Here is a 17498-nt window from a genome sequence, read left to right as displayed (position 1 = left end):
GATCGTCTAGAGCCTGCGGAATGCGGTCGGCCGGCTGTAGAGCCAGGCGATACGCTCGATTGTCGCTGCAAGATCCTCCCGCGCGACCGTCATCGTGTGGCCGTTGGCGTGCAGGAGGGTCTTCTTATCCTCCATGATGCCGACATGGCCCTTCCAGAAGACGAGATCGCCGCGCCGCAGTTCTTCTCGTTCGATGGGTGCTCCAATCTCCGCTTGCATGTCCGAGTCTCGGGGGACGCTGCGTCCGGTCATCATCAGCGACAGCTGCACCAGTGCCGAGCAATCGATCCCGAAGCCGGAACGCCCGCCCCAGAGATAGGGTGTTTCGACGAAGCGAACGGCGACATCGACGTAGTCCTCCGCCGTCTTGGCGCCGATGGGAAGACAGTGGGAGGCGATCAAGGCCGAGCCGTCAGCGAGCGTGAGATAGCGCGTCCCACGGGTTTCGGCCTCCCCTGTGATGCGCACACGACTTCCCATGGAGAGAACCGATACCGGCGGACGGCGCAGTTCCGGCTCCGGATATCGAAACGTGCGCTGAACAGTGACTATATGCGTGGGAGTTTCGGGTTCGCCAAGATGGGCTTCGGGCAGGTAGCCGACATAGGCATCCTGGTCTGCCTGCACCCAGCCCCAGCCGTCCTGCCGGTCGAAGACGCGCACCGTCTCACCGAGCAACAGCTCGGTATCGATGCCGCGGCTCATGTCGGGCGCGGGGCGAAGAGCCGCCACCGGCACTCCGATCCGGGCCGCGGTGCCGGTGACGAACCGGTCAGCCTCGACCTGACCGCGAAGACCTTCATCCGCGAGATCCGGACGAAACGCATGCAGCCGTCTGTCCAATGTCACCGTCATCTGCACTTCAGGCTAGCGCCTGCCTTCCCTGCGGATCATGTCCGCCAAGTGTTCGAGGTAGAGAGATCCCGCCACCGTTCGTTTCACGACGACGTTGCGCCTATCTTGCTCATCGCGCACCCGCTCGACAAGGCCAAGCTCGCCCATGGTATCGAGCGCGCGTGTTATCACCGGTTTCGTCACTCCGAGCTCCGCCGCCAGCCCGCGTACGGTGTGCGGCGGCGGGACCAGGTAGACCTGCAGCAGGATCGCCAGCTGCCGAAGGCTGAGGTCTGGCCCTTCCCGCCGCACCTGTTCCAGCGTCACGCGATGCCACAGCGTCAGTGCTTCCGTCGCCGTCAGTTCCACCGGCATCGCCGCGCCTCCACGTTGAGGGAGCGATTGTAAGCTTGAGGCCTTACCGGATCATTGCGCTGCGATCTCCTTGACGTAGCGGTAGAGCGTGCGGATGGCGAAGGCTTCCCCGCCGACAGGCGCGTGCGGCTTCTCGGAAGGATTCCAGCCATAGATGTCGAAATGGGCCCAGCGCGTTTCGCTTTCAACGAAGCGCTTGAGGAAGAGGGCCGCCGTAATCGATCCGGCCATGCCCCCGGACGGCGCGTTGGTGATGTCGGCAGCGCGCGACTTAAGATCCTTGTCATAACCCTTCCAGAGCGGCAGCCGCCACATCGGGTCGTGCTCTTCGACCGAAATCGCCGCAAGACGGCCGGCGAGCGCATCGTCATAGGTGAAGAAGGGCGCGACTTCCGCACCAAGGGCAACCCGCGCAGCTCCGGTCAGCGTCGCCATGTCGACCAGGAGGTCGCACGGCGTTTCGCAGCCATAGGCCAAGGCATCAGCCAGCACGAGGCGGCCCTCGGCGTCAGTGTTGTCGATCTGGACCGTTACGCCCTTGCGGCTACGGTAGATGTCGCCGGGTCGGAATGCGTTGCCGGCGATCGAATTTTCGACAGCCGGAACGAGTACACGCAGTTCCACGTCCAGCCCGGCATCCATGATCATCAGCGCCAGACCCATGACGTTAGCGGCTCCGCCCATGTCCTTCTTCATCAGGGCCATGTTGGCCGCGCTCTTGATGTCGAGGCCTCCCGTGTCGAAGCAGACACCCTTGCCGACGAGGGTGACTCGTGGCGCACCTTGCGTGCCCCAGCGCATTTCCAGAAGCCGCGGTGCCTGCATGCTTGCGCGACCAACGGCATGGACGAGCGGAAAGTTCTGAGCCAGAAGTTCGTCGCCGACGACGGACGATACCGTCGCACCGTAGTGTTCACCGAGGGCGCGGAAGGCGGCTTCCAAGTTCTCGGGGCCCATGTCGTTCGTCGGCACGTTGATCAGGTCGCGCGCGAGGAAGATGCCCGCAAGCTGCCGTTCGACCTCCGCCCGCACATCGCCGGCAACCGCCAGCCGAACCTGTTTCTGCCTGTCCTCCTTGTAACGGCTGAAGCCGTAGCTTCCGAGCCCGAAGCCGAGCGCGATCTTTTCTTGCGGGAAGCGTGTCTCCAGGTACCAGTCTCCTTCCGGCAGGAACTTTGCGAGCTTGCCGGCGGCAAAGGCGCCCTCGCCTTCACCATCCACCCCGAAGAATGCACCTGCAAGACGCCCATCCTTCCCCGGGATGAGAAGCAGGCTTCCTGGTTCTGCCGAGAACCCTGCGGCCTTCGCCCATGCCAGCGCCGCAGGCTCCACCGCCGCCCGCTCCAGATCCGCCGGCGTGACTGCGTAGACAGGCAGAGATGCCGCCGACGGTTCCACGAGAACGGCGGGGCGGTCGATGTAACGATAGCTGGTCATGGATACCTTCTTGTGAGGAATCAGGGTCTTAACATTCCGTTAGGGTTAACAGTCTATTGCTGTCGGAAGCAATGCGCCACCACCCGAACGATCAGAGGGTTACGGCGTGCAAGCGACGAGAACGATTGCCATGACTGCCAGCACCCACTCCCTCACCCGCACGATCGGCCTTGCTATAAGCACGGCTGCCGTTCTGCTTGCGGTGGCATTGGCGGGCTGTGCGACGAAAAAGGATGCCACCACGACAGGCTCCATTCCGGTTTCCGCCGCGTCGCTCGGAACGCTGAGTGCCGGTCAGCTTGACGATGTCGAGCGCTCCGTCGGGGCCGCATATGAACGCAACCCGAAAGACCGCAATACCGGGCTTCGATATGCACAGGTGCTCGGGATGACCGGCAAGCACACACAGGCTCTCGCAGTCATGCGGCAAGTGGTGATCGCCAGCCCCAGTGACCGCGAGGTTCTGGCTGCCTATGGAAAAGCCCAGGCGGCGGCCGGACAGCTGGAGCAAGCGCTTGAGACAATCCGCCGGGCGCAGACGCCCGACCGTCCCGACTGGCGCCTCTATTCGGCCGAGGGTGCCGTGCTCGACCAGCTCGGGCGGTCGGACGAGGCCCGGCAGAAATACCGCATGGCACTCGATGCCCAGCCGAGCGAGCCGACGATCATCTCCAATCTCGGTATGTCCTACGTGCTGACCGGCGACCTGCGGACGGCAGAAACCTATATGCGCTCCGCCGCACAGCAGCCGGCAGCCGACAGCCGGGTGAGGCAGAACCTCGCACTCGTCGTCGGCCTGCAGGGGCGGTTTGCGGAAGCCGAAGAGATCGCCAAGCGCGAACTGTCGCAGCAGCAGGCCGATGCAAACGTGACCTATCTGCGCTCCATGCTCTCGCAGCAGAACTCTTGGGCGAAGCTCGCCGACAAGGACGCCAAGGCGAAGCCGGCCGCGAACTGAGCCGCTTGAACTTTGCCGCAATCGCTTCAACAATGGCCTCGGACGGACGCGGGAGCTATGGATGAGGCGGTTTCTGAAGTGGTCGGTCAGGCTCAGCCTTTCGGCTGCCCTGGCTATCGGCAGTTATCTCGGGATTTTGCAGTTGACCGGGAACTTCCATGAAGTGATCGCCGGTGAGCTTTACCGCTCCGCACAGCCGACGGCCGCGGCGCTTGAACGCTACATCCAGTCCTATGGCATCAAGACGGTCGTCAACCTTCGCGGCGAAAGCTCGCGCGACTGGTACCGAGACGAAAAGTCCGTCACCGCGCGGCTCGGCGTGAACCACCTCGACTTCAAGATGTCCGCCGGCCGGGAGCTGACGCCGGAGGAGAGCTTCCAGCTCATCTCGCTTCTGCGCGACGCACCGAAACCGATCCTCATCCATTGCCAGGGTGGATCAGACCGTACCGGCCTTGCGTCCGTCATGTATCTGCAGCAGATCGCAAACGTCGACGAAGAGACTGCGGAATGGCAGCTTTCGCTTCTTTACGGGCATGTGGGCGTGCCCTTCCTGAGCTATGCCTATCCAATGGACGAAAGCTGGGAGCAGTTCGAGAAGATCATCGGCCTACCGAGCTGAGCGGCTAGAACCTGTCAGCCACCTGGATGCCGGCCGGTCCGAGAATAACTGCCACCAGCACCGGCAGGAAGAAAAGGATCATCGGCACCGTCAGCTTCGGCGGCAAGGCTGCCGCCTTCTTCTCGGCCTCGTTCATCCGCTCGTCGCGCCCTTCCTGTGCCAGCACCCGCAGAGCCTGAGCAATGGGAGTGCCGTAGCGTTCGGCCTGGATGAGGGCCTGCGTGACGTTCTTCACCGCGTCGAGCTGCGTGCGGATGCCGAGGTTTTCAAGCGCCACGCGGCGATCCGGAAGGAATGACAGCTCTGCGGTCGTTAGCACCATCTCCTCTGCCAGCTCCGGAGACTGATTGCTCATCTCCTCCGCAACGCGACGCATGGCAGCCTCCATCGAGATGCCCGACTCAACGCAGATCAGCATCAGGTCCAGGGCGTCCGGCCACGCGCGCTTGATCGAATGTTGACGCTTGTTGACACGGTTCGTCACGTAGATGTTAGGCAGATAGAAGCCGACATAGGCAAAGACGATGGCGGCGAGCATGCGGATCGCGAAAGGGCGCTCGGCGAGGTTGCCGAGGACGAAGATCCAGATCACCGCCAGAGCGAGGAAAACGAAGGGCAGCAGGAAACGCGCCACGAGGAAGATGTTGAGAGCGTTCTGCGACCGCAGGCCTGCAGCCCGCAGGCGGTTTACGGTCTTGTCGTCCACCAGGGCCTGGCGAAGGTTGAAGCGCTCGACGATGTTGCGCACCGACTGGTTGTTCTGCGTGCGCAGTGTCGCCTTCGAAGCCTCCGCATTCATTCGCGCCCGCTCTCGCGCACGCATCTGCTCGCGTTCCGTTGAGACGGCCTTCATGCGCTTGTCGAGATTGCCACGCTCCAGGAAGGGGCTCGCCAGCGAATAGAAGGTGGCGAAGACGGCAATGGCGACGAAGACCGCGAAGAGAAGAGCGGGATCCGTGAGCGTGGTGGAGAGATCTTTCACGGCCGCCCCTCTAGATGTCGAAGTTGATCATGTTGCGCATGATGAAGATCCCGATCGACATCCATACGGCGGAAAACAGCATGATCATGTGGCCGCGCGGATCGGTGAAAAGGATGGTCATATAGTCTGGCGACGTCAGGTAGACGAGCAGTGCTACAATAAACGGCAGGGCGCCGATGATCACGGCGGAAGCCTTTGCCTCCATTGACAAGGCCTGGACCTTCGCCTTCATCTTCTTTCGCTCGCGCAGTACCTTGGCGAGATTGCCGAGCGCTTCGGAGAGATTGCCGCCAGCCTGACTCTGGATGGTAATGACGATCGCGAAGAAGTTGACCTCCGGCAACGGCATGGTCTGCATCATGCGCATGCAGGCTTCCGGGATGCTCAGGCCGACCTGCTGGGATTCCACCACCCGGCGAAATTCCGTTCTGACCGGCTCCTGGCCGTCCGAGGCGATCAGCCGCAGGGCATCGTTGAGCGGCAGGCCAGAGCGGATCGAGCGCACCATGACGTCGAGTGCATTCGGAAACTCCGTCAGGAACTGTTTCTGGCGCCGCTTGATCAGGAAGCCGACGATCCAGCGCGGCGCGCCCAGCGCGGAGGCAAAACCCGAACCGACGGCGGCGATCAATGGAGCACCGGCAAGAAGCGCAACGAGGAAGGAGACAAGGCCGAGGGCGGCGCTCAGCATATAGAACCGCGGCAGGGTCAAGGGCAGGCCCGTCTGGACGAGGCGCGACTTCAGGCTGCGGTCGGCCATCTTCTTCGAACGTTCCTGCTGCTTCTTCTCAAGGTCCTTCAGCGAATCCTGCACCGACTTCCGGCGCTTGGAAAGCTCCTGCACCCGATCCCGCGCCGCCTTGACCTTGGCAAGGTCGGATTCGGCAGACTTGACCCTGCTGATGCGGGCGCTCGTCTTCTTTTCCGTTTCGATGCGCGAAAACAGGAGGGCGTAGGACATCGCCGCCGCGGACACAGAAGCCAGCATGATGATCAGGACGACGTTGAGATCCAGACCGAACATCGCCCGCTACCCCGCAACCTGGTCCATGGCGTCCAGTGCGATCGCCAGTCGACGTTCCTCGTTGTAGTAGCGCGCGCGATCCCAGAAGTTCGGCTTGGCGATGCCGGTCGACATGTGCCGCCCGATCAAACGGCCGTTGGCGTCTTCGCCCTCGATTTCATAGCGCATCAGGTCCTGGGTCACGATCACATCGCCTTCCATGCCGATGACTTCCGTGACGTGGGTGATGCGGCGTGAGCCATCCCGCAGGCGGGCGGCCTGGATGATGACATCGACGGAGCCGGAGATGATCTCGCGGACCGTCTTGGCGGGAAGGTTGAACCCGCCCATGGCGATCATCGACTCCATACGGCTCAAGCATTCACGCGGCGTGTTGGCGTGGATCGTGCCCATGGAACCATCGTGGCCGGTGTTCATCGCCTGCAGGAGGTCGAAGACTTCCGGCCCGCGCACTTCGCCGACGATGATCCGCTCGGGACGCATACGCAGGCAGTTCTTGACGAGGTCGCGCATGGTGATCTCACCCTCGCCCTCGATGTTGGGCGGGCGGGTTTCGAGGCGGACGACATGCGGCTGCTGAAGCTGCAGTTCGGCCGTATCCTCGCAGGTGATGATTCTCTCGTCTTCGTCGATGTAGCGCGTCAGGCAGTTCAGGAGCGTCGTTTTACCCGAGCCGGTACCGCCGGAGATGACGACGTTGCAGCGGACGCGGCCGATGATCTGCAGGAGTGTTGCGCCTTCTGCGGTGATCGAGCCGAACTTGACCAGCTGCTCGAGTGTCAGCTTGTCCTTCTTGAACTTGCGGATCGTCAGGGCCGGGCCGTCGATCGCGAGCGGTGGAGCGATGACGTTGACACGCGAGCCGTCGGGAAGGCGTGCATCGCAGATGGGCGAGCTTTCATCGACGCGGCGCCCAACCTGGCTGACGATGCGCTGGCAGATCGACAGGAGCTGCGCGTTGTCGCGGAAGCGGATCTCCGATTCGATGGTCTTGCCGGCAACTTCGATGAAGGTCTGGCCCGAGCCGTTGACCATGATGTCGGCGATGTCGTCGCGGGCAAGCAGTGGCTCCAGCGGGCCATAACCGAGAACGTCGTTGCAGATGTCCTCGAGCAGCTCTTCCTGCTCTGAGATAGACATCGCGAAGTTCTTGATGGTGATGATGTCGTTGACGATGTCGCGGATTTCCTCACGCGCGCTTTCGCCGTCCAGCTTGGCGAGCTGCGATAGATCGATGGTATCGATCAGTGCCGAGAAGACCTGGCTCTTTGTATCGTAATAGTGCTCGGTACGTGCGGGCTTCTTGCGGGCAGCGGGCGGCGTGATCGGTGGGGGCGCCATTTGCTGGCGGGGCGTGTTCTTGTCCTGGAGCGGCTCTGCGAAAACCTCCGGACCAGCGGGTTTCGCTGCCGCGGGCGACGGGGCGGCCGGCGCGGCCACAGCCTGGCCTGCACCACCTGCGCTTTTCCCGAAACCTTCGCTGCCGCGTTTTCCAAACATTGCCTATCCAGTCTTCATGCTGTCGCCAGACCTGCCGAGAGGTCCGGCCCTATTTCCGGCCGAGCAGGCCGAGCATCTTGCCCAGGCCGCCCTTCTTCGCCTTCTTCACCCCCGAGCGGCCGGTGACGATGTGGCACACCTGGGAGAAGGTTTCCGCCACGGGGGACTTGCCATCCATCTCGGCAATCATCCGGCCGCTGTTGGCGGCATTGCCGAACAGCTGCGCGTCGAAAGGCAGGATCGCGATCGGTTCGATTTCCAACGGCTCAAAGAAGTCGGCTGGTGCGATCTCCGGCCGCTTCGGCATGCCGACTTGGTTGAGGATCAGGTGCGGTGCATGGTCGTTCGGCCGCAGCTTCTTCAGCGCGTCGAGCATGTTCTTGGTGTTGCGCAGGTTGGCGAGGTCGGGGACCGCACAGATCACCACCTCATCCGCATCGGCAAGAACAGACCGCGTCCATTCCGACCAGACGTGCGGCAGGTCGAGTACCGCAATGGGGGCGCTTCTTTGCAGGATCTCGACGACCGGCTGGAAGGCCAATCCCTCATAATCATACGCGCGATCAAGCAGCGAAGGAGCCGCCAGCATCGACAGGTGTTCCGAGCACTTGGTCAGCAGGCGGTCGAGGAATACCTCATCCAGCCGTTCGGGCGCAAAGACGGCTTCGGCAATGCCTTGGGCCGGATCCTGATCGAAATCGATATTGGCCGTGCCGAAAGGAAGATCGAGATCGGCCAGGATGGTTTCGGTGGAAAACAGGTTGGAGATGCCGAAGGCGCAGTTATGCGCAAGCGTGGACGAACCCACGCCACCCTTGGCGCCCACAAAGGCGATCGACTTGCCGAGGGGCTCTGCCTCTGGATCGACGAAAATCGATGCGATGGAGGAAAGCATATCCACCATCTGGACCGGCCCCACCAGATATTCGGAAATGCCGTTGCGGATCAGGTCACGGTAAAGCGCGATGTCGTTGTAGCGGCCGACAATGATGACGCGGGTCGAAGGATCGCAGACCTCGGCCAGCGGCGCCAGTTCCGCCATCAGATTGCGCGGGTTGGCATCGGTTTCCAGAATGATCAGGTTCGGCGTCGGGCTGCCAGCAAACATGTTTGCCGCCGCCTCTGTGCCACCATTGGTGATGCGCATGTTCACCTTGGCCATGCGGCGGTCCTGGCCCATGCGATCCATGGTTCGCAGCATCTGCTCGCTTTCGCAGAAGGCATGGATGGAGATGCGCGGCAGCGGGCGCAAAGCGGAGAAGTCCGACGCAGAGCTCTCCTCCCTGTGCGGCAGCTCGTCAGGTTCGGGGCTGCGGATGCTGTAGTCCACGGCGCTCATACCGGCCACTCCTGATGTCGACGCTCACAATTCATCACCGGAAGTCCTGCAGTTCGGTGTAGCCCTCGCGGTAACGCTGGATCGCTTGGCCGCGCTGTTCAGCGTCCGGCGGCGTCATCCGCCGCGGGCCAAGCAGGTCGTTCGGGTTGGCGATCTGGGCTGCAAGGTTGCGCTGGCTGGCGCAGCCGAAATTGTAGTAGTTCTTGTTTTCAGCCGTGTTCAGGGTGAGGTCGGCCGGCCACTCACCACAAGGTCCTGCCTGGGCGGTGATGGCAACATAGCTCAGCCGGATCGGCGCCGATGCGCCGTAGCCGGCGGCTGCATAGCCGACATGGAGAATGTGGTTCTTCGGCACACCCATCCTGACCAGCAGCCGGCGAACGTCTCCCACCGCAGCCGCCGCGGCGCCTGAGTTCAGCGCCCCTTGCGGCGTCATAATGCGGATGATGCCCTTGGACGAACTGATGTAGTCCGAAGCGAAACCAGCGATGACTTCGCTCTGGCCCCGCGTCAGGCCTTGGTCTCCGGGAGCGATGGGAACGTCGATCATCTTCTCCGCCTCGCCGACGATGATCGGGTGGCGCGTGCGGTAATCGTCGGGAAGCGAGCCGGTGGTCACGCCGTCAGGGTTGGCGCAGCTGCCGAGCAGGGTGGAGATGCCGAGGAAGACGGCAGCGGCCGAAATCCGACTCGCTTTGGCGATTCGCGAAGTGTCGTGCCCGGCGGTTATGCTCTGCCGTTTCTCCTGTGCTCCCATTGGAGCGATCGCGGCGTGTCCTTCGGTGCGCGTCATTTGTAGATGAATCCGACATTGCCTTCATAGGGAAGGGCAGGAGGTGGTGCGTCCTTGCGGCCGTAGATGCGGTTTACGTGCCCGAGGAAGACGCTTGCGACGTCACTTGCGGGATTGAAGTTGTCGTCCGGGCGCGACAGCTCGTTGCGGGCGACCGGCCGGACGAGGTAAGGCGTGGCGATGATGACGAGCTCCGTTTCAGTCCGCTCCAGCGTCTTAGCCCGGAACAGGGCACCGAAGAGCGGCAGCTTGGATGCGCCGGGCGTACCACTCATCCCCTGCTGGATGTCGTCGCGGATCAGGCCCGCCAGCGCAATCGAGCCACCCGAGGGGAGCTCCAGGACCGTCTCTGCGTCACGCTTGCGGAACTCCACGCCACTGCCGGTGCTGATGGGTTCCGAGACGCGCGTCTGGATGCGCAGGCTGATGCGGCCGGAGGACAGGACGGTCGGCGTAAAGCCGAGCGAGATGCCGTATTCATAGGGTACGATCTCGGTGTCGCCGTCCGAGTTGGTGGTTGCATAAAGGCGTTCGCCACCGGAGTTGAAGGTGGCGGACTGGCCGGAGATTGCCGTCAGCGTCGGCTCGGCAAGGGTTCGGATCGCCTTTGCCTGCTCCAGTGCGCTCAAGGCGGTCTCGATCCCAAGGCGACCGACCGTCCCGGCGATGTTGCCGGAAAGGCCGGCGCTACCGGCGCCGATCGTCAGCACATCCAGTCCCGAGCTCGTGCCCGAGGGCTGCCGGGTAAAGGTGTTGTCGAAGCCGAGTTGCTTGAGGACTTCGCGGCGGATTTCGGCGACCGTCACCTTGAGCGTGACCTGGTCCTCGCCCTCGATCGTCAGCATGTTGACGACCTGCGATTTCTGGCGACCTTCCGCATAAAGCGCGACGGCACCGTCGCCGGCGGATTGGCTGGTTGCGACTTCCGTTCGTGTGGTTGCTTCACCCCCCGTGAGGAAGATGTTGGCGAGCTTGGTCGCCTGCGTGGCGTCCTGCGGGGTTCTGACCGTGCCACTCAGGACGATGTTGTCCGAGATGATCTCGACCCTGATGTTGGAGTCGGGCAGGAACCGGCGCAGATTTGCCTCCAGACCGGAAATGTCGCGCTCGATCTCCAGATCCAGGCTGACGATCTCCTCTCCATTGCGGCCGAAGATGAAGATGTTGGTCTGGCCGACGGTCTTGCCGAAAAGATAGATGCGACGGGAGGTGCGGGTCACTGCGTCCGCCATCGTGGGATCGGCCACGAGGATATCGTGGGCGTCGGCGGGCAAATCGACGACGAGAGCCTTGTTCAGGCCGAGCTTCAGGCGCTTTCGCACGCCCCTGCCCGCCTCGTTGATGCTAACAATGGAATTCTCCTGCGCCGTTGCCTCCGCAAAGGGTGCATGTCCCTGCATGAGGGCGAAGGGTTCTCCGGCGAGGGCGAGGCAGAAAGCCAGGCCCGCCCTGACGGAGCTCTTCAGCAATTGTTTCATCTGACTCACATCCTGGCTCCGTTCACTGCGTATTCGACTGGGCCTGCGAAGTGCTCACGATCGAGCCCGACTTGATGACCTGGATCTCCCCCTTGCTGCCGCCGCTCAAGAGGTAATCTGCGGCGACCGTGTCGGCCTCCTGGGCATCGGCGACGGAGCGAAGGGCAAGCGTCAGCCGGTCGGCCATCTGCTGAGCGACGGCGATTACCTTTGACTGCTCCGGCGTCAGTTCCAGGGTTGCGGTCGTTCCGACCACCGTCTTGGCGCCGTCCTTGCTTTCCTGGATCTGCTGGTCGATCGCCAGCACGCGGACATTAGACAGGACGTCTTCGGTCAGGAAGCGTCCCTCGTCGTTGCGGCGGACCATGATGACGTCGACGCGGTCATTCGGCAGGACAAAGCCCCCTGCCCCCGTGGCAACGGAAATTTCGGTTGCAACCGCACGCTTGCCTGCGGGCAGGAGCGACGACATGATGCGGTTCGAGGAGTCGGCAATCTTCTCACCACGGATCGGCTCGCCTTCGAAGATGGGAAGGCGAACGACCATGCCGTTGAGTTCAGAAATCGCCTGTGGCTGCGACTGCTCGGTGATGAAGCCGTCCACCACACCGTCCTGCGGCCAAGCGAGCCAGCGCAGGGACTCTTCATCGAGTCTCGTTCCAACGGGAAGATTGCCGGCAGAGACGAGGACGTTGATCGACGGCTGTCTTTCTATCACCGTCTCGGCGATCTGGGGCGCACTCGTGCCGGAGAGGCGCATCGCAAGCAGGCCGGCAAGGCCCGCAGCGACAACGGCCACGGCTAGAATAACGATACGAGCGGGTTTCATGACCATTCCTAATGGGATTCACTGTCCCGGAGAATGGTCACCAATGGTGTAATTAAGGTTAATGGATTGGTTATACGCTTGGTAAACGGAAGGTTTCCTAACTGCGGATGCTACTTGAGCAGTTCTAGACCAGCGACCGCGATAGGGGATTCCCAGAAGGTCATGATGCCTGCGATGCCGATCGCCACGCCATAGGGGACTTTCTTGGCCGTCAGGATCTGCGCCGGCACGACAGCCTCGATCGCAGCGAAACGATTGGCCTGATTGCGAAGCAGCATGACTAGCAAGGTGATGATCCCGCCCCAGAGGGCGGTTGTAACGATAAAGGCGCCGAGTGCGGAACTAAAGCCGAACCAGACAGCCGAGGCGGCGAGGAGCTTCACATCTCCGCCGCCCATCATGTTCAAGGAAAAGAAGCCGAAGCAGACCGCGAGGACGATTGCCCCCGCAGCCGCACTCATGCTGATCTCCGCCAAGGCAAGGCCGGAAACCGGAGCCAGAACCGCAAAAGACGCCAGAAGGAACACCGAGATGCGGTTCGGTATCGTCATGGTGAAGAGGTCGCTGACCGCCGCGATGAAAAGGCACATCGGAGCAATCATCAGTATTGCTGCGCCTAAAGCGGGCACGTGAGGCTCCTCTTCTTTGCTAGCGGCGACGGTTAGCGCCAGTGCGGCGACTGCCAGCCCCCATAGCCATTAGGGATTACTGCCCGTAGGCGTCCGACTGTTCCTTGGCTTCGTTCATCTTAGTGCTAATGGCGCCAAACGTATCGTTCAGGGTGTTCCCGAGCGTTGATGCACCAGCAATCAGAGCAACGGAGATGAGGGCGGCGATCAGGCCATACTCGATCGCAGTCGCACCGGACTCATCCTTGATAAAGCGAGCAAAAAACTTCGACATGCAATTTTCTCCTGCGGCACGGGTGGAATGTTCATCATTCCCGACAACACGTTTTGGTTGTTCGGATGCCGAGGACCCTATCGGAGGACGATTGCGATCCGCTTAAGGAAGATCGTTAGCCAAGGGTAAAAATGCGGCCGCTGGTCCAGATCCATGCGCGCTGCGTAAGTTATTGAAAAATCTGATCTTGAAGGCGGGGATAGCGCGGCAGCTAATTTTTGAGATCCTGCTACGCCCTGACGGCGAAGACAATAGCCTGATTTCCGGGCACCTCCTTAAATCTTCGTTCACCACTCCGTCGCCATTCTCTTTCTCAACCACTTGCATTCGAAAGCACCTTTGCATGTCCGTCCCCAAGATCATGTCCCTGATGCTAGCCGCTAGCCTCGCCCTCCCCGGCGCTGGTTCCGCTGTGGCGCAAGAGCAGGAAACCGATCTCCTGCGGGTCTTCATGAACCACGCGCGCGTGCTGCGGCTCGACCGCCCAGTCAGCAAGGTCATCGTCGGCAACTCCAATGTGGCGGATGCCACGGTTGCCGATCCGACCACCATCGTGCTTACCGGCCGCAGCTTCGGGACAACCAACCTCGTTCTCTTGGATAGCGACGGCAATGCGATTGCCGACGAGCGGATTCTGGTCTCGATCGACGAAGGAAACACGGTGCGCGTCTTCCGCCAGACCGACCGCGTGATCCTTTCCTGCACGCCCAATTGCGAACAGCACGCCGATTTCAAGGCCAACGCCACACCCTGACCGACGACGTTTTCTGTTAAACAGCGCCATTAGCGGCAACGGAATGTCAATAAAGGTGCTCTAGCGTCGAGCCATCCTTATGCGTCCGGGATCGGTTGATGCCTCACCCTCACGACACATCCGGCGAAGCCTGCACACCAGGGAGGCGGTGCCTGCCCCTGAAGCCGTTGCTGCACTCGCGTGACGGCGCGGCAGCGATCGAGTTCGCTCTTCTGGCAATCCCCTATTTCCTGATCGTCTTTGCCATCATCGAGACGTTCATCGCCTTTACCGGCGAACAATTGATCGGGAACGCGGTCGACACGATGTCGCGAAAGCTCCGCACCGGGCAGATCACGGCGGAGAACACGGACGAAGCGGCTTTCCGCACCCAATTCTGCGACGAAATCGCCATCCTGATCCAGTGCAGCGGCGCCAAGGACAACAAGCTGATTTTGGACGTTCGGAGCTTTTCAACTTTCGCCGACATCCCGAAGACAATCCCGCGCAAAGGCAATGAACGATTTGGGGATCTTGCGGCGGTTGACGTGTACGAGCCTGGGGGCGCGGCTTCGATCAACATGCTGCGTGCCTATTACCGATGGGAGATCATCACGGATCTGGTACGGCCCTACATTTCCACCATCCGCCCGTCTGATGGATCGCGTGGGGACTTCCTGATCGTCGCCACCGCCGCCTTCAAAAACGAGAACTACGCGAAATGAAGGGGGAGCGGAAAGAACTCTTTCGCGGCGTCATGATGGCTATCCGGCGGCTCTGGAGCGATCGGAGCGGTGTGGGTGGGGTTGAGTTCGCGCTGATCGCGCCTCTGTTGCTGATGATCTACATCACGGTGTTCGAGCTGACAATCGGGCTCAGCATCTCCAAGCGCGTCACGCGCGCCGCGGGCACGATTGCGGATCTGGTCACGCAGGAAGGATCGGTGAACAAAGCCTTCCTCGGCACCATGATTCCGGTGGCGCAGAGCATTTTCGTCCCCTACGGCGTTCCAACCACACACATCAAGGTCACCGGGATTGAGGTCGATGGCGCAACGCCCAAGGTCATGTGGTCGTGGAACGAGACCGGCGGCAAGCCATATGCCGCTGGCAGTTCCATCGATGTCCCGGCGAACATGAAGTCATCAGGCGCTTTCATCGTCCATGCGGAAGTCTCCGTGCCGCACCAGCTGCTGATGTTCATGCCAGGGCTGATCCCCAGCGAAATGCGCGACATCACCATCAGCCGCGACTACTATTATCTCGCCCGTTCGGGAGAAGCGATCAAATGCGACTGCTAACCGCTTCATCCGTCAACCTTTGCTAAAAATTTCCTCGATCTATATGTAACCGGGTGCCGGAGCGGCCGAGGCTGCTGCTTCCCTTATCAATCATCCGGGTGATCCATGTCGCGAGCCTTCCTGTTCGTACTCGATTCCTTTGGCGTCGGCGGTGCCCGCGATGCGGACGCCTATGGCGACCTCGGGTCGAACACGCTTGGTCATATCGCCGAGTTCTGCGCTGCGGGTGCGGCCGATCGCGCCGGCCTGCGCGAAGGACCGCTGAAGCTGCCGAACATGTCGTCACTCGGGTTGCTGGAGATCGCCAAGCTGGCCAGCGGCGATGATCCGGCAGGCATGCCACGTCCGGAACGGATCTTCGGCCTGCACGGGGCAGCCAATGAGGTGTCGCGCGGCAAGGATACGCCCTCCGGCCACTGGGAGATCGCCGGTACACCGGTCACCTTCGACTGGGGCTATTTCCCGTCTGAAGGTGACGCCTTCCCGCCCGATCTGGTGGAGGCGATCTGCACGCAGGGCAATCTCCCCGGTATTCTTGGAAACTGTCATGCCTCCGGAACCGAGATCATCGCACGACTGGGCGAAGAGCACATCCGCACGGGCAGGCCGATCTGCTATACGTCCAGTGATTCCGTGTTACAGGTTGCAGCGCATGAAGTGCATTTCGGCTTGGAACGCCTGATCGAGCTCAGCCAGACGACGCGGCGCCTGGTGGATCCGCTTAACATCGGACGCGTCATCGCCCGGCCCTTCGTCGGGGAAAGCGCCGACACTTTCGAGCGCACCGGCAACCGCCGCGACTTCTCGGTGCCGCCTCCGGAGCCCACCCTGCTTGACCGGGCCGTGGAAGCGGGACGCACTGTTCATGCAATCGGCAAGATCGGCGATATCTTTGCCCATCAAGGCGTCTCCCGTGTGGTCAAGGCCAACGGAAACGCGGCCCTGATGGCAGCGACGCTGGAGGCGGTGGATACGGCGGCCGATGGCGACCTGGTGTTCACGAACTTCGTCGACTTCGACCAGTTGTACGGCCATCGTCGGGAGGTTGCAGGCTATGCCGCCGCGCTGGAAGCATTCGACCGTCAGCTCCCGGAAGTGCATCGGCGGCTGCGGCCGGGCGATCTCGTCGTCCTGACGGCCGATCATGGCTGCGATCCTACCTGGCGGGGTACAGACCACACGCGCGAAAGAGTGCCGATCATGGCTTTCGGGCCAGGTATCCGCTCGCGCGACATCGGGCTTCGACCCACTTATGCAGACATCGGTGAATCGGTGGCGGCTCATCTGGGCCTGCCGGCTGGATCCCATGGATGGAGTTTCCTTTGACTGGCCATTTCCTGAAGGCCGAGATCCACTGCCATATCGAAGGGGCGGCACCGCCGGCGCTCGCCGCCCGTCAGGCGGAGAAATATGGGATCGACCCTTCCACCTTTCTGAAAGACGGCAGCTATCTGTGGTCGGATTTTTCGGAGTTTCTGGTCAGTTATGATCGCGTGGCGGCGCTGTTCAGGACCGACGAAGATTATGCGCTTCTGACCGAGACCTATCTGGCCGAGCTTGCAAGTGCCAACACGATCTACAGCGAGATCATCGTTTCGCCGGACCACGGCGACCGTATCGGCCTTGGCGCGGACTTCTATCTCGCGGGTATATCGGAAGGGATCGGCCGCGCCAGGGAGAAGACCGGCATCGAGGCCCGCATCATCGTAACAGGCGAGCGCCATTTTGGCCCTGAGCGCGTCATTGCCGCAGCCGAATATGCCGCTCGAAGCGACAACCCGCTGGTTACCGGATTCAACATGGCCGGCGAAGAGCGAATGGGGCGTGTCGCCGATTACGCGCGCGCCTTCGACATTGCCCGCGAGGCCGGTCTTGGCCTGACGATCCACGCAGGCGAAGTGTGCGGCGCCTTCAGCGTTGCCGATGCGCTCGATCTCGTGCGCCCGTCGCGGATCGGGCATGGCGTGCGGGCGATCGAGGATGCGGATCTTGTTGCGCGCCTTGTGGACCTCGGCACCGTCCTGGAAGTCTGCCCGGGCTCCAACATCGCACTGAAGGTCTATCCTGATTTCGAGCAACATCCGCTGCGGCGGTTGAAGGAGTCAGGCGTTCGCGTCTGTCTCAACTCGGACGATCCGCCCTTCTTTCACACGTCGCTAGAACGGGAATACGAGATAGCCTCACATCAGATGGGCTTCCACGACGCCGAGATCAACGCGATGACGCGAACGGCGCTGGAAGCGGCCTTCGTGGATGATGATACCCGAACGCGCCTGCTGCAACGATTCGATGCAGAGACGGCACGGCCACAGGACCCGGTAAAGCACGGCTGAGGGGGTTGCGGTTTTCCGCCAACCGATCAAGAAGAGAAAACATCAACAAACAGGGGAA

At 61.8% G+C, this 17498-nt stretch carries 19 protein-coding genes; 7 read left to right on the top strand and 12 right to left on the bottom strand.

All coding sequences use genetic code 11. The features are described from left to right. Nucleotides 1-6: 6 nt before the first annotated feature. The 3 genes from MUU54_RS03475 to MUU54_RS03465 are packed head-to-tail and all read right to left on the bottom strand — an operon-like array spanning nucleotide 7 to nucleotide 2646. A complete protein-coding gene (locus MUU54_RS03475) occupies nucleotides 7-849 on the bottom strand; it encodes a C40 family peptidase (protein WP_376742044.1) in 843 nt (280 codons plus the stop codon). 18 nt (nucleotides 850-867) lie between these two features. Continuing rightward, complete coding sequence (locus tag MUU54_RS03470) at nucleotides 868-1209, bottom strand: MarR family winged helix-turn-helix transcriptional regulator (RefSeq protein ID WP_247242643.1); 342 nt, start codon at nucleotides 1207-1209, stop codon at nucleotides 868-870. Nucleotides 1210-1260: 51 nt separating this feature from the next. Continuing rightward, nucleotides 1261-2646: a leucyl aminopeptidase family protein gene (locus MUU54_RS03465; RefSeq protein WP_247242642.1), complete on the bottom strand. Its 1386-nt coding sequence runs from the start codon at nucleotides 2644-2646 to the stop codon at nucleotides 1261-1263. A gap of 130 nt (nucleotides 2647-2776) precedes the next feature. On the opposite strand from MUU54_RS03465, the gene MUU54_RS03460 reads away from it, so the two are divergent. Further along, complete coding sequence (locus tag MUU54_RS03460; protein ID WP_247242641.1) at nucleotides 2777-3604, top strand: tetratricopeptide repeat protein; 828 nt, start codon at nucleotides 2777-2779, stop codon at nucleotides 3602-3604. A gap of 61 nt (nucleotides 3605-3665) precedes the next feature. Continuing rightward, nucleotides 3666-4226, top strand: a complete 561-nt coding sequence (locus MUU54_RS03455; protein WP_247242640.1) for a dual specificity protein phosphatase family protein — start codon at nucleotides 3666-3668, stop codon at nucleotides 4224-4226. A gap of 4 nt (nucleotides 4227-4230) precedes the next feature. Here the strand turns inward: MUU54_RS03455 and MUU54_RS03450 are convergent, their stop codons facing one another. From MUU54_RS03450 to MUU54_RS03410, 9 genes are all read right to left on the bottom strand, one after another. Continuing rightward, the gene (locus tag MUU54_RS03450; protein ID WP_247242639.1) at nucleotides 4231-5208 is read right to left on the bottom strand and encodes a type II secretion system F family protein; all 978 of its coding nucleotides are present in this window, start codon (nucleotides 5206-5208) and stop codon (nucleotides 4231-4233) included. A gap of 10 nt (nucleotides 5209-5218) precedes the next feature. Continuing rightward, complete coding sequence (locus tag MUU54_RS03445) at nucleotides 5219-6232, bottom strand: type II secretion system F family protein (RefSeq protein WP_247242638.1); 1014 nt, start codon at nucleotides 6230-6232, stop codon at nucleotides 5219-5221. A 6-nt stretch (nucleotides 6233-6238) separates the two neighbouring features. Then, nucleotides 6239-7732 (bottom strand): TadA family conjugal transfer-associated ATPase, encoded by a 1494-nt coding sequence (locus tag MUU54_RS03440; RefSeq protein WP_247242637.1) that lies wholly within the window; start codon nucleotides 7730-7732, stop codon nucleotides 6239-6241. A 49-nt stretch (nucleotides 7733-7781) separates the two neighbouring features. Next, complete coding sequence (locus MUU54_RS03435; RefSeq protein ID WP_247242636.1) at nucleotides 7782-9071, bottom strand: CpaE/TadZ family protein; 1290 nt, start codon at nucleotides 9069-9071, stop codon at nucleotides 7782-7784. A gap of 34 nt (nucleotides 9072-9105) precedes the next feature. Beyond that, nucleotides 9106-9864 carry a CpaD family pilus assembly protein gene (locus tag MUU54_RS03430; RefSeq protein WP_247242635.1) on the bottom strand — a complete coding sequence of 253 codons (759 nt, stop codon included), beginning with the start codon at nucleotides 9862-9864 and terminating at the stop codon, nucleotides 9106-9108. Further along, on the bottom strand, nucleotides 9861-11342 hold the full coding sequence (locus tag MUU54_RS03425; RefSeq protein WP_247242634.1) for a type II and III secretion system protein family protein: 1482 nt from the start codon (nucleotides 11340-11342) through the stop codon (nucleotides 9861-9863). The genes MUU54_RS03430 and MUU54_RS03425 overlap by 4 nt, the downstream gene beginning before the upstream one ends. A gap of 22 nt (nucleotides 11343-11364) precedes the next feature. Then, nucleotides 11365-12171, bottom strand: coding sequence for a Flp pilus assembly protein CpaB (gene cpaB / locus MUU54_RS03420; protein WP_247242633.1), 807 nt, complete (start codon nucleotides 12169-12171; stop codon nucleotides 11365-11367). A 110-nt stretch (nucleotides 12172-12281) separates the two neighbouring features. Beyond that, complete coding sequence (locus MUU54_RS03415; protein ID WP_247242729.1) at nucleotides 12282-12773, bottom strand: A24 family peptidase; 492 nt, start codon at nucleotides 12771-12773, stop codon at nucleotides 12282-12284. A gap of 103 nt (nucleotides 12774-12876) precedes the next feature. Continuing rightward, nucleotides 12877-13074 (bottom strand): Flp family type IVb pilin, encoded by a 198-nt coding sequence (locus MUU54_RS03410; RefSeq protein ID WP_247242632.1) that lies wholly within the window; start codon nucleotides 13072-13074, stop codon nucleotides 12877-12879. A gap of 343 nt (nucleotides 13075-13417) precedes the next feature. Between MUU54_RS03410 and MUU54_RS03405 the strand changes: the two genes are divergently transcribed. The 5 genes from MUU54_RS03405 to MUU54_RS03385 all read left to right on the top strand — a co-directional run bounded on the left by MUU54_RS03405 (nucleotide 13418) and on the right by MUU54_RS03385 (nucleotide 17440). Next, on the top strand, nucleotides 13418-13828 hold the full coding sequence (locus MUU54_RS03405) for a pilus assembly protein N-terminal domain-containing protein (protein ID WP_247242631.1): 411 nt from the start codon (nucleotides 13418-13420) through the stop codon (nucleotides 13826-13828). A 98-nt stretch (nucleotides 13829-13926) separates the two neighbouring features. Continuing rightward, nucleotides 13927-14532, top strand: coding sequence for a TadE/TadG family type IV pilus assembly protein (locus MUU54_RS03400; protein ID WP_247242630.1), 606 nt, complete (start codon nucleotides 13927-13929; stop codon nucleotides 14530-14532). Then, entirely contained in the window at nucleotides 14529-15107 is a 579-nt protein-coding gene (locus tag MUU54_RS03395; RefSeq protein WP_247242629.1) for a TadE/TadG family type IV pilus assembly protein, read from the top strand. The genes MUU54_RS03400 and MUU54_RS03395 overlap by 4 nt, the downstream gene beginning before the upstream one ends. A 105-nt stretch (nucleotides 15108-15212) precedes the next feature. After that, nucleotides 15213-16433 (top strand): phosphopentomutase, encoded by a 1221-nt coding sequence (locus MUU54_RS03390; RefSeq protein ID WP_247242628.1) that lies wholly within the window; start codon nucleotides 15213-15215, stop codon nucleotides 16431-16433. Next, the gene (locus MUU54_RS03385) at nucleotides 16430-17440 is read left to right on the top strand and encodes an adenosine deaminase (RefSeq protein WP_247242627.1); all 1011 of its coding nucleotides are present in this window, start codon (nucleotides 16430-16432) and stop codon (nucleotides 17438-17440) included. The genes MUU54_RS03390 and MUU54_RS03385 overlap by 4 nt, the downstream gene beginning before the upstream one ends. Nucleotides 17441-17498 lie beyond the last annotated feature (58 nt).

Source organism: Pseudorhizobium tarimense, from assembly GCF_022968135.1.
In the GTDB taxonomy this organism is placed as follows: domain Bacteria; phylum Pseudomonadota; class Alphaproteobacteria; order Rhizobiales; family Rhizobiaceae; genus Neorhizobium; species Neorhizobium tarimense.
Note: the sequence above shows the minus strand (reverse complement) of the source record. Positions and strands in the feature narration are given on the sequence as shown.

Coding starts and splice junctions, on each gene's coding strand:
- MUU54_RS03425 (WP_247242634.1), bottom strand. CDS start 11,342: ATGAAACAATTGCTGAAGAGCTCCGTCAGGGCGGGCCTGGCTTTCTGC.
- MUU54_RS03460 (WP_247242641.1), top strand. CDS start 2,777: ATGACTGCCAGCACCCACTCCCTCACCCGCACGATCGGCCTTGCTATA.
- MUU54_RS03405 (WP_247242631.1), top strand. CDS start 13,418: ATGTCCGTCCCCAAGATCATGTCCCTGATGCTAGCCGCTAGCCTCGCC.
- MUU54_RS03435 (WP_247242636.1), bottom strand. CDS start 9,071: ATGAGCGCCGTGGACTACAGCATCCGCAGCCCCGAACCTGACGAGCTG.
- MUU54_RS03430 (WP_247242635.1), bottom strand. CDS start 9,864: ATGACGCGCACCGAAGGACACGCCGCGATCGCTCCAATGGGAGCACAG.
- MUU54_RS03400 (WP_247242630.1), top strand. CDS start 13,927: ATGCCTCACCCTCACGACACATCCGGCGAAGCCTGCACACCAGGGAGG.
- MUU54_RS03415 (WP_247242729.1), bottom strand. CDS start 12,773: ATGATTGCTCCGATGTGCCTTTTCATCGCGGCGGTCAGCGACCTCTTC.
- MUU54_RS03410 (WP_247242632.1), bottom strand. CDS start 13,074: ATGTCGAAGTTTTTTGCTCGCTTTATCAAGGATGAGTCCGGTGCGACT.
- MUU54_RS03390 (WP_247242628.1), top strand. CDS start 15,213: ATGTCGCGAGCCTTCCTGTTCGTACTCGATTCCTTTGGCGTCGGCGGT.
- cpaB (WP_247242633.1), bottom strand. CDS start 12,171: ATGAAACCCGCTCGTATCGTTATTCTAGCCGTGGCCGTTGTCGCTGCG.
- MUU54_RS03440 (WP_247242637.1), bottom strand. CDS start 7,732: ATGTTTGGAAAACGCGGCAGCGAAGGTTTCGGGAAAAGCGCAGGTGGT.
- MUU54_RS03395 (WP_247242629.1), top strand. CDS start 14,529: ATGAAGGGGGAGCGGAAAGAACTCTTTCGCGGCGTCATGATGGCTATC.
- MUU54_RS03455 (WP_247242640.1), top strand. CDS start 3,666: ATGAGGCGGTTTCTGAAGTGGTCGGTCAGGCTCAGCCTTTCGGCTGCC.
- MUU54_RS03465 (WP_247242642.1), bottom strand. CDS start 2,646: ATGACCAGCTATCGTTACATCGACCGCCCCGCCGTTCTCGTGGAACCG.
- MUU54_RS03470 (WP_247242643.1), bottom strand. CDS start 1,209: ATGCCGGTGGAACTGACGGCGACGGAAGCACTGACGCTGTGGCATCGC.
- MUU54_RS03445 (WP_247242638.1), bottom strand. CDS start 6,232: ATGTTCGGTCTGGATCTCAACGTCGTCCTGATCATCATGCTGGCTTCT.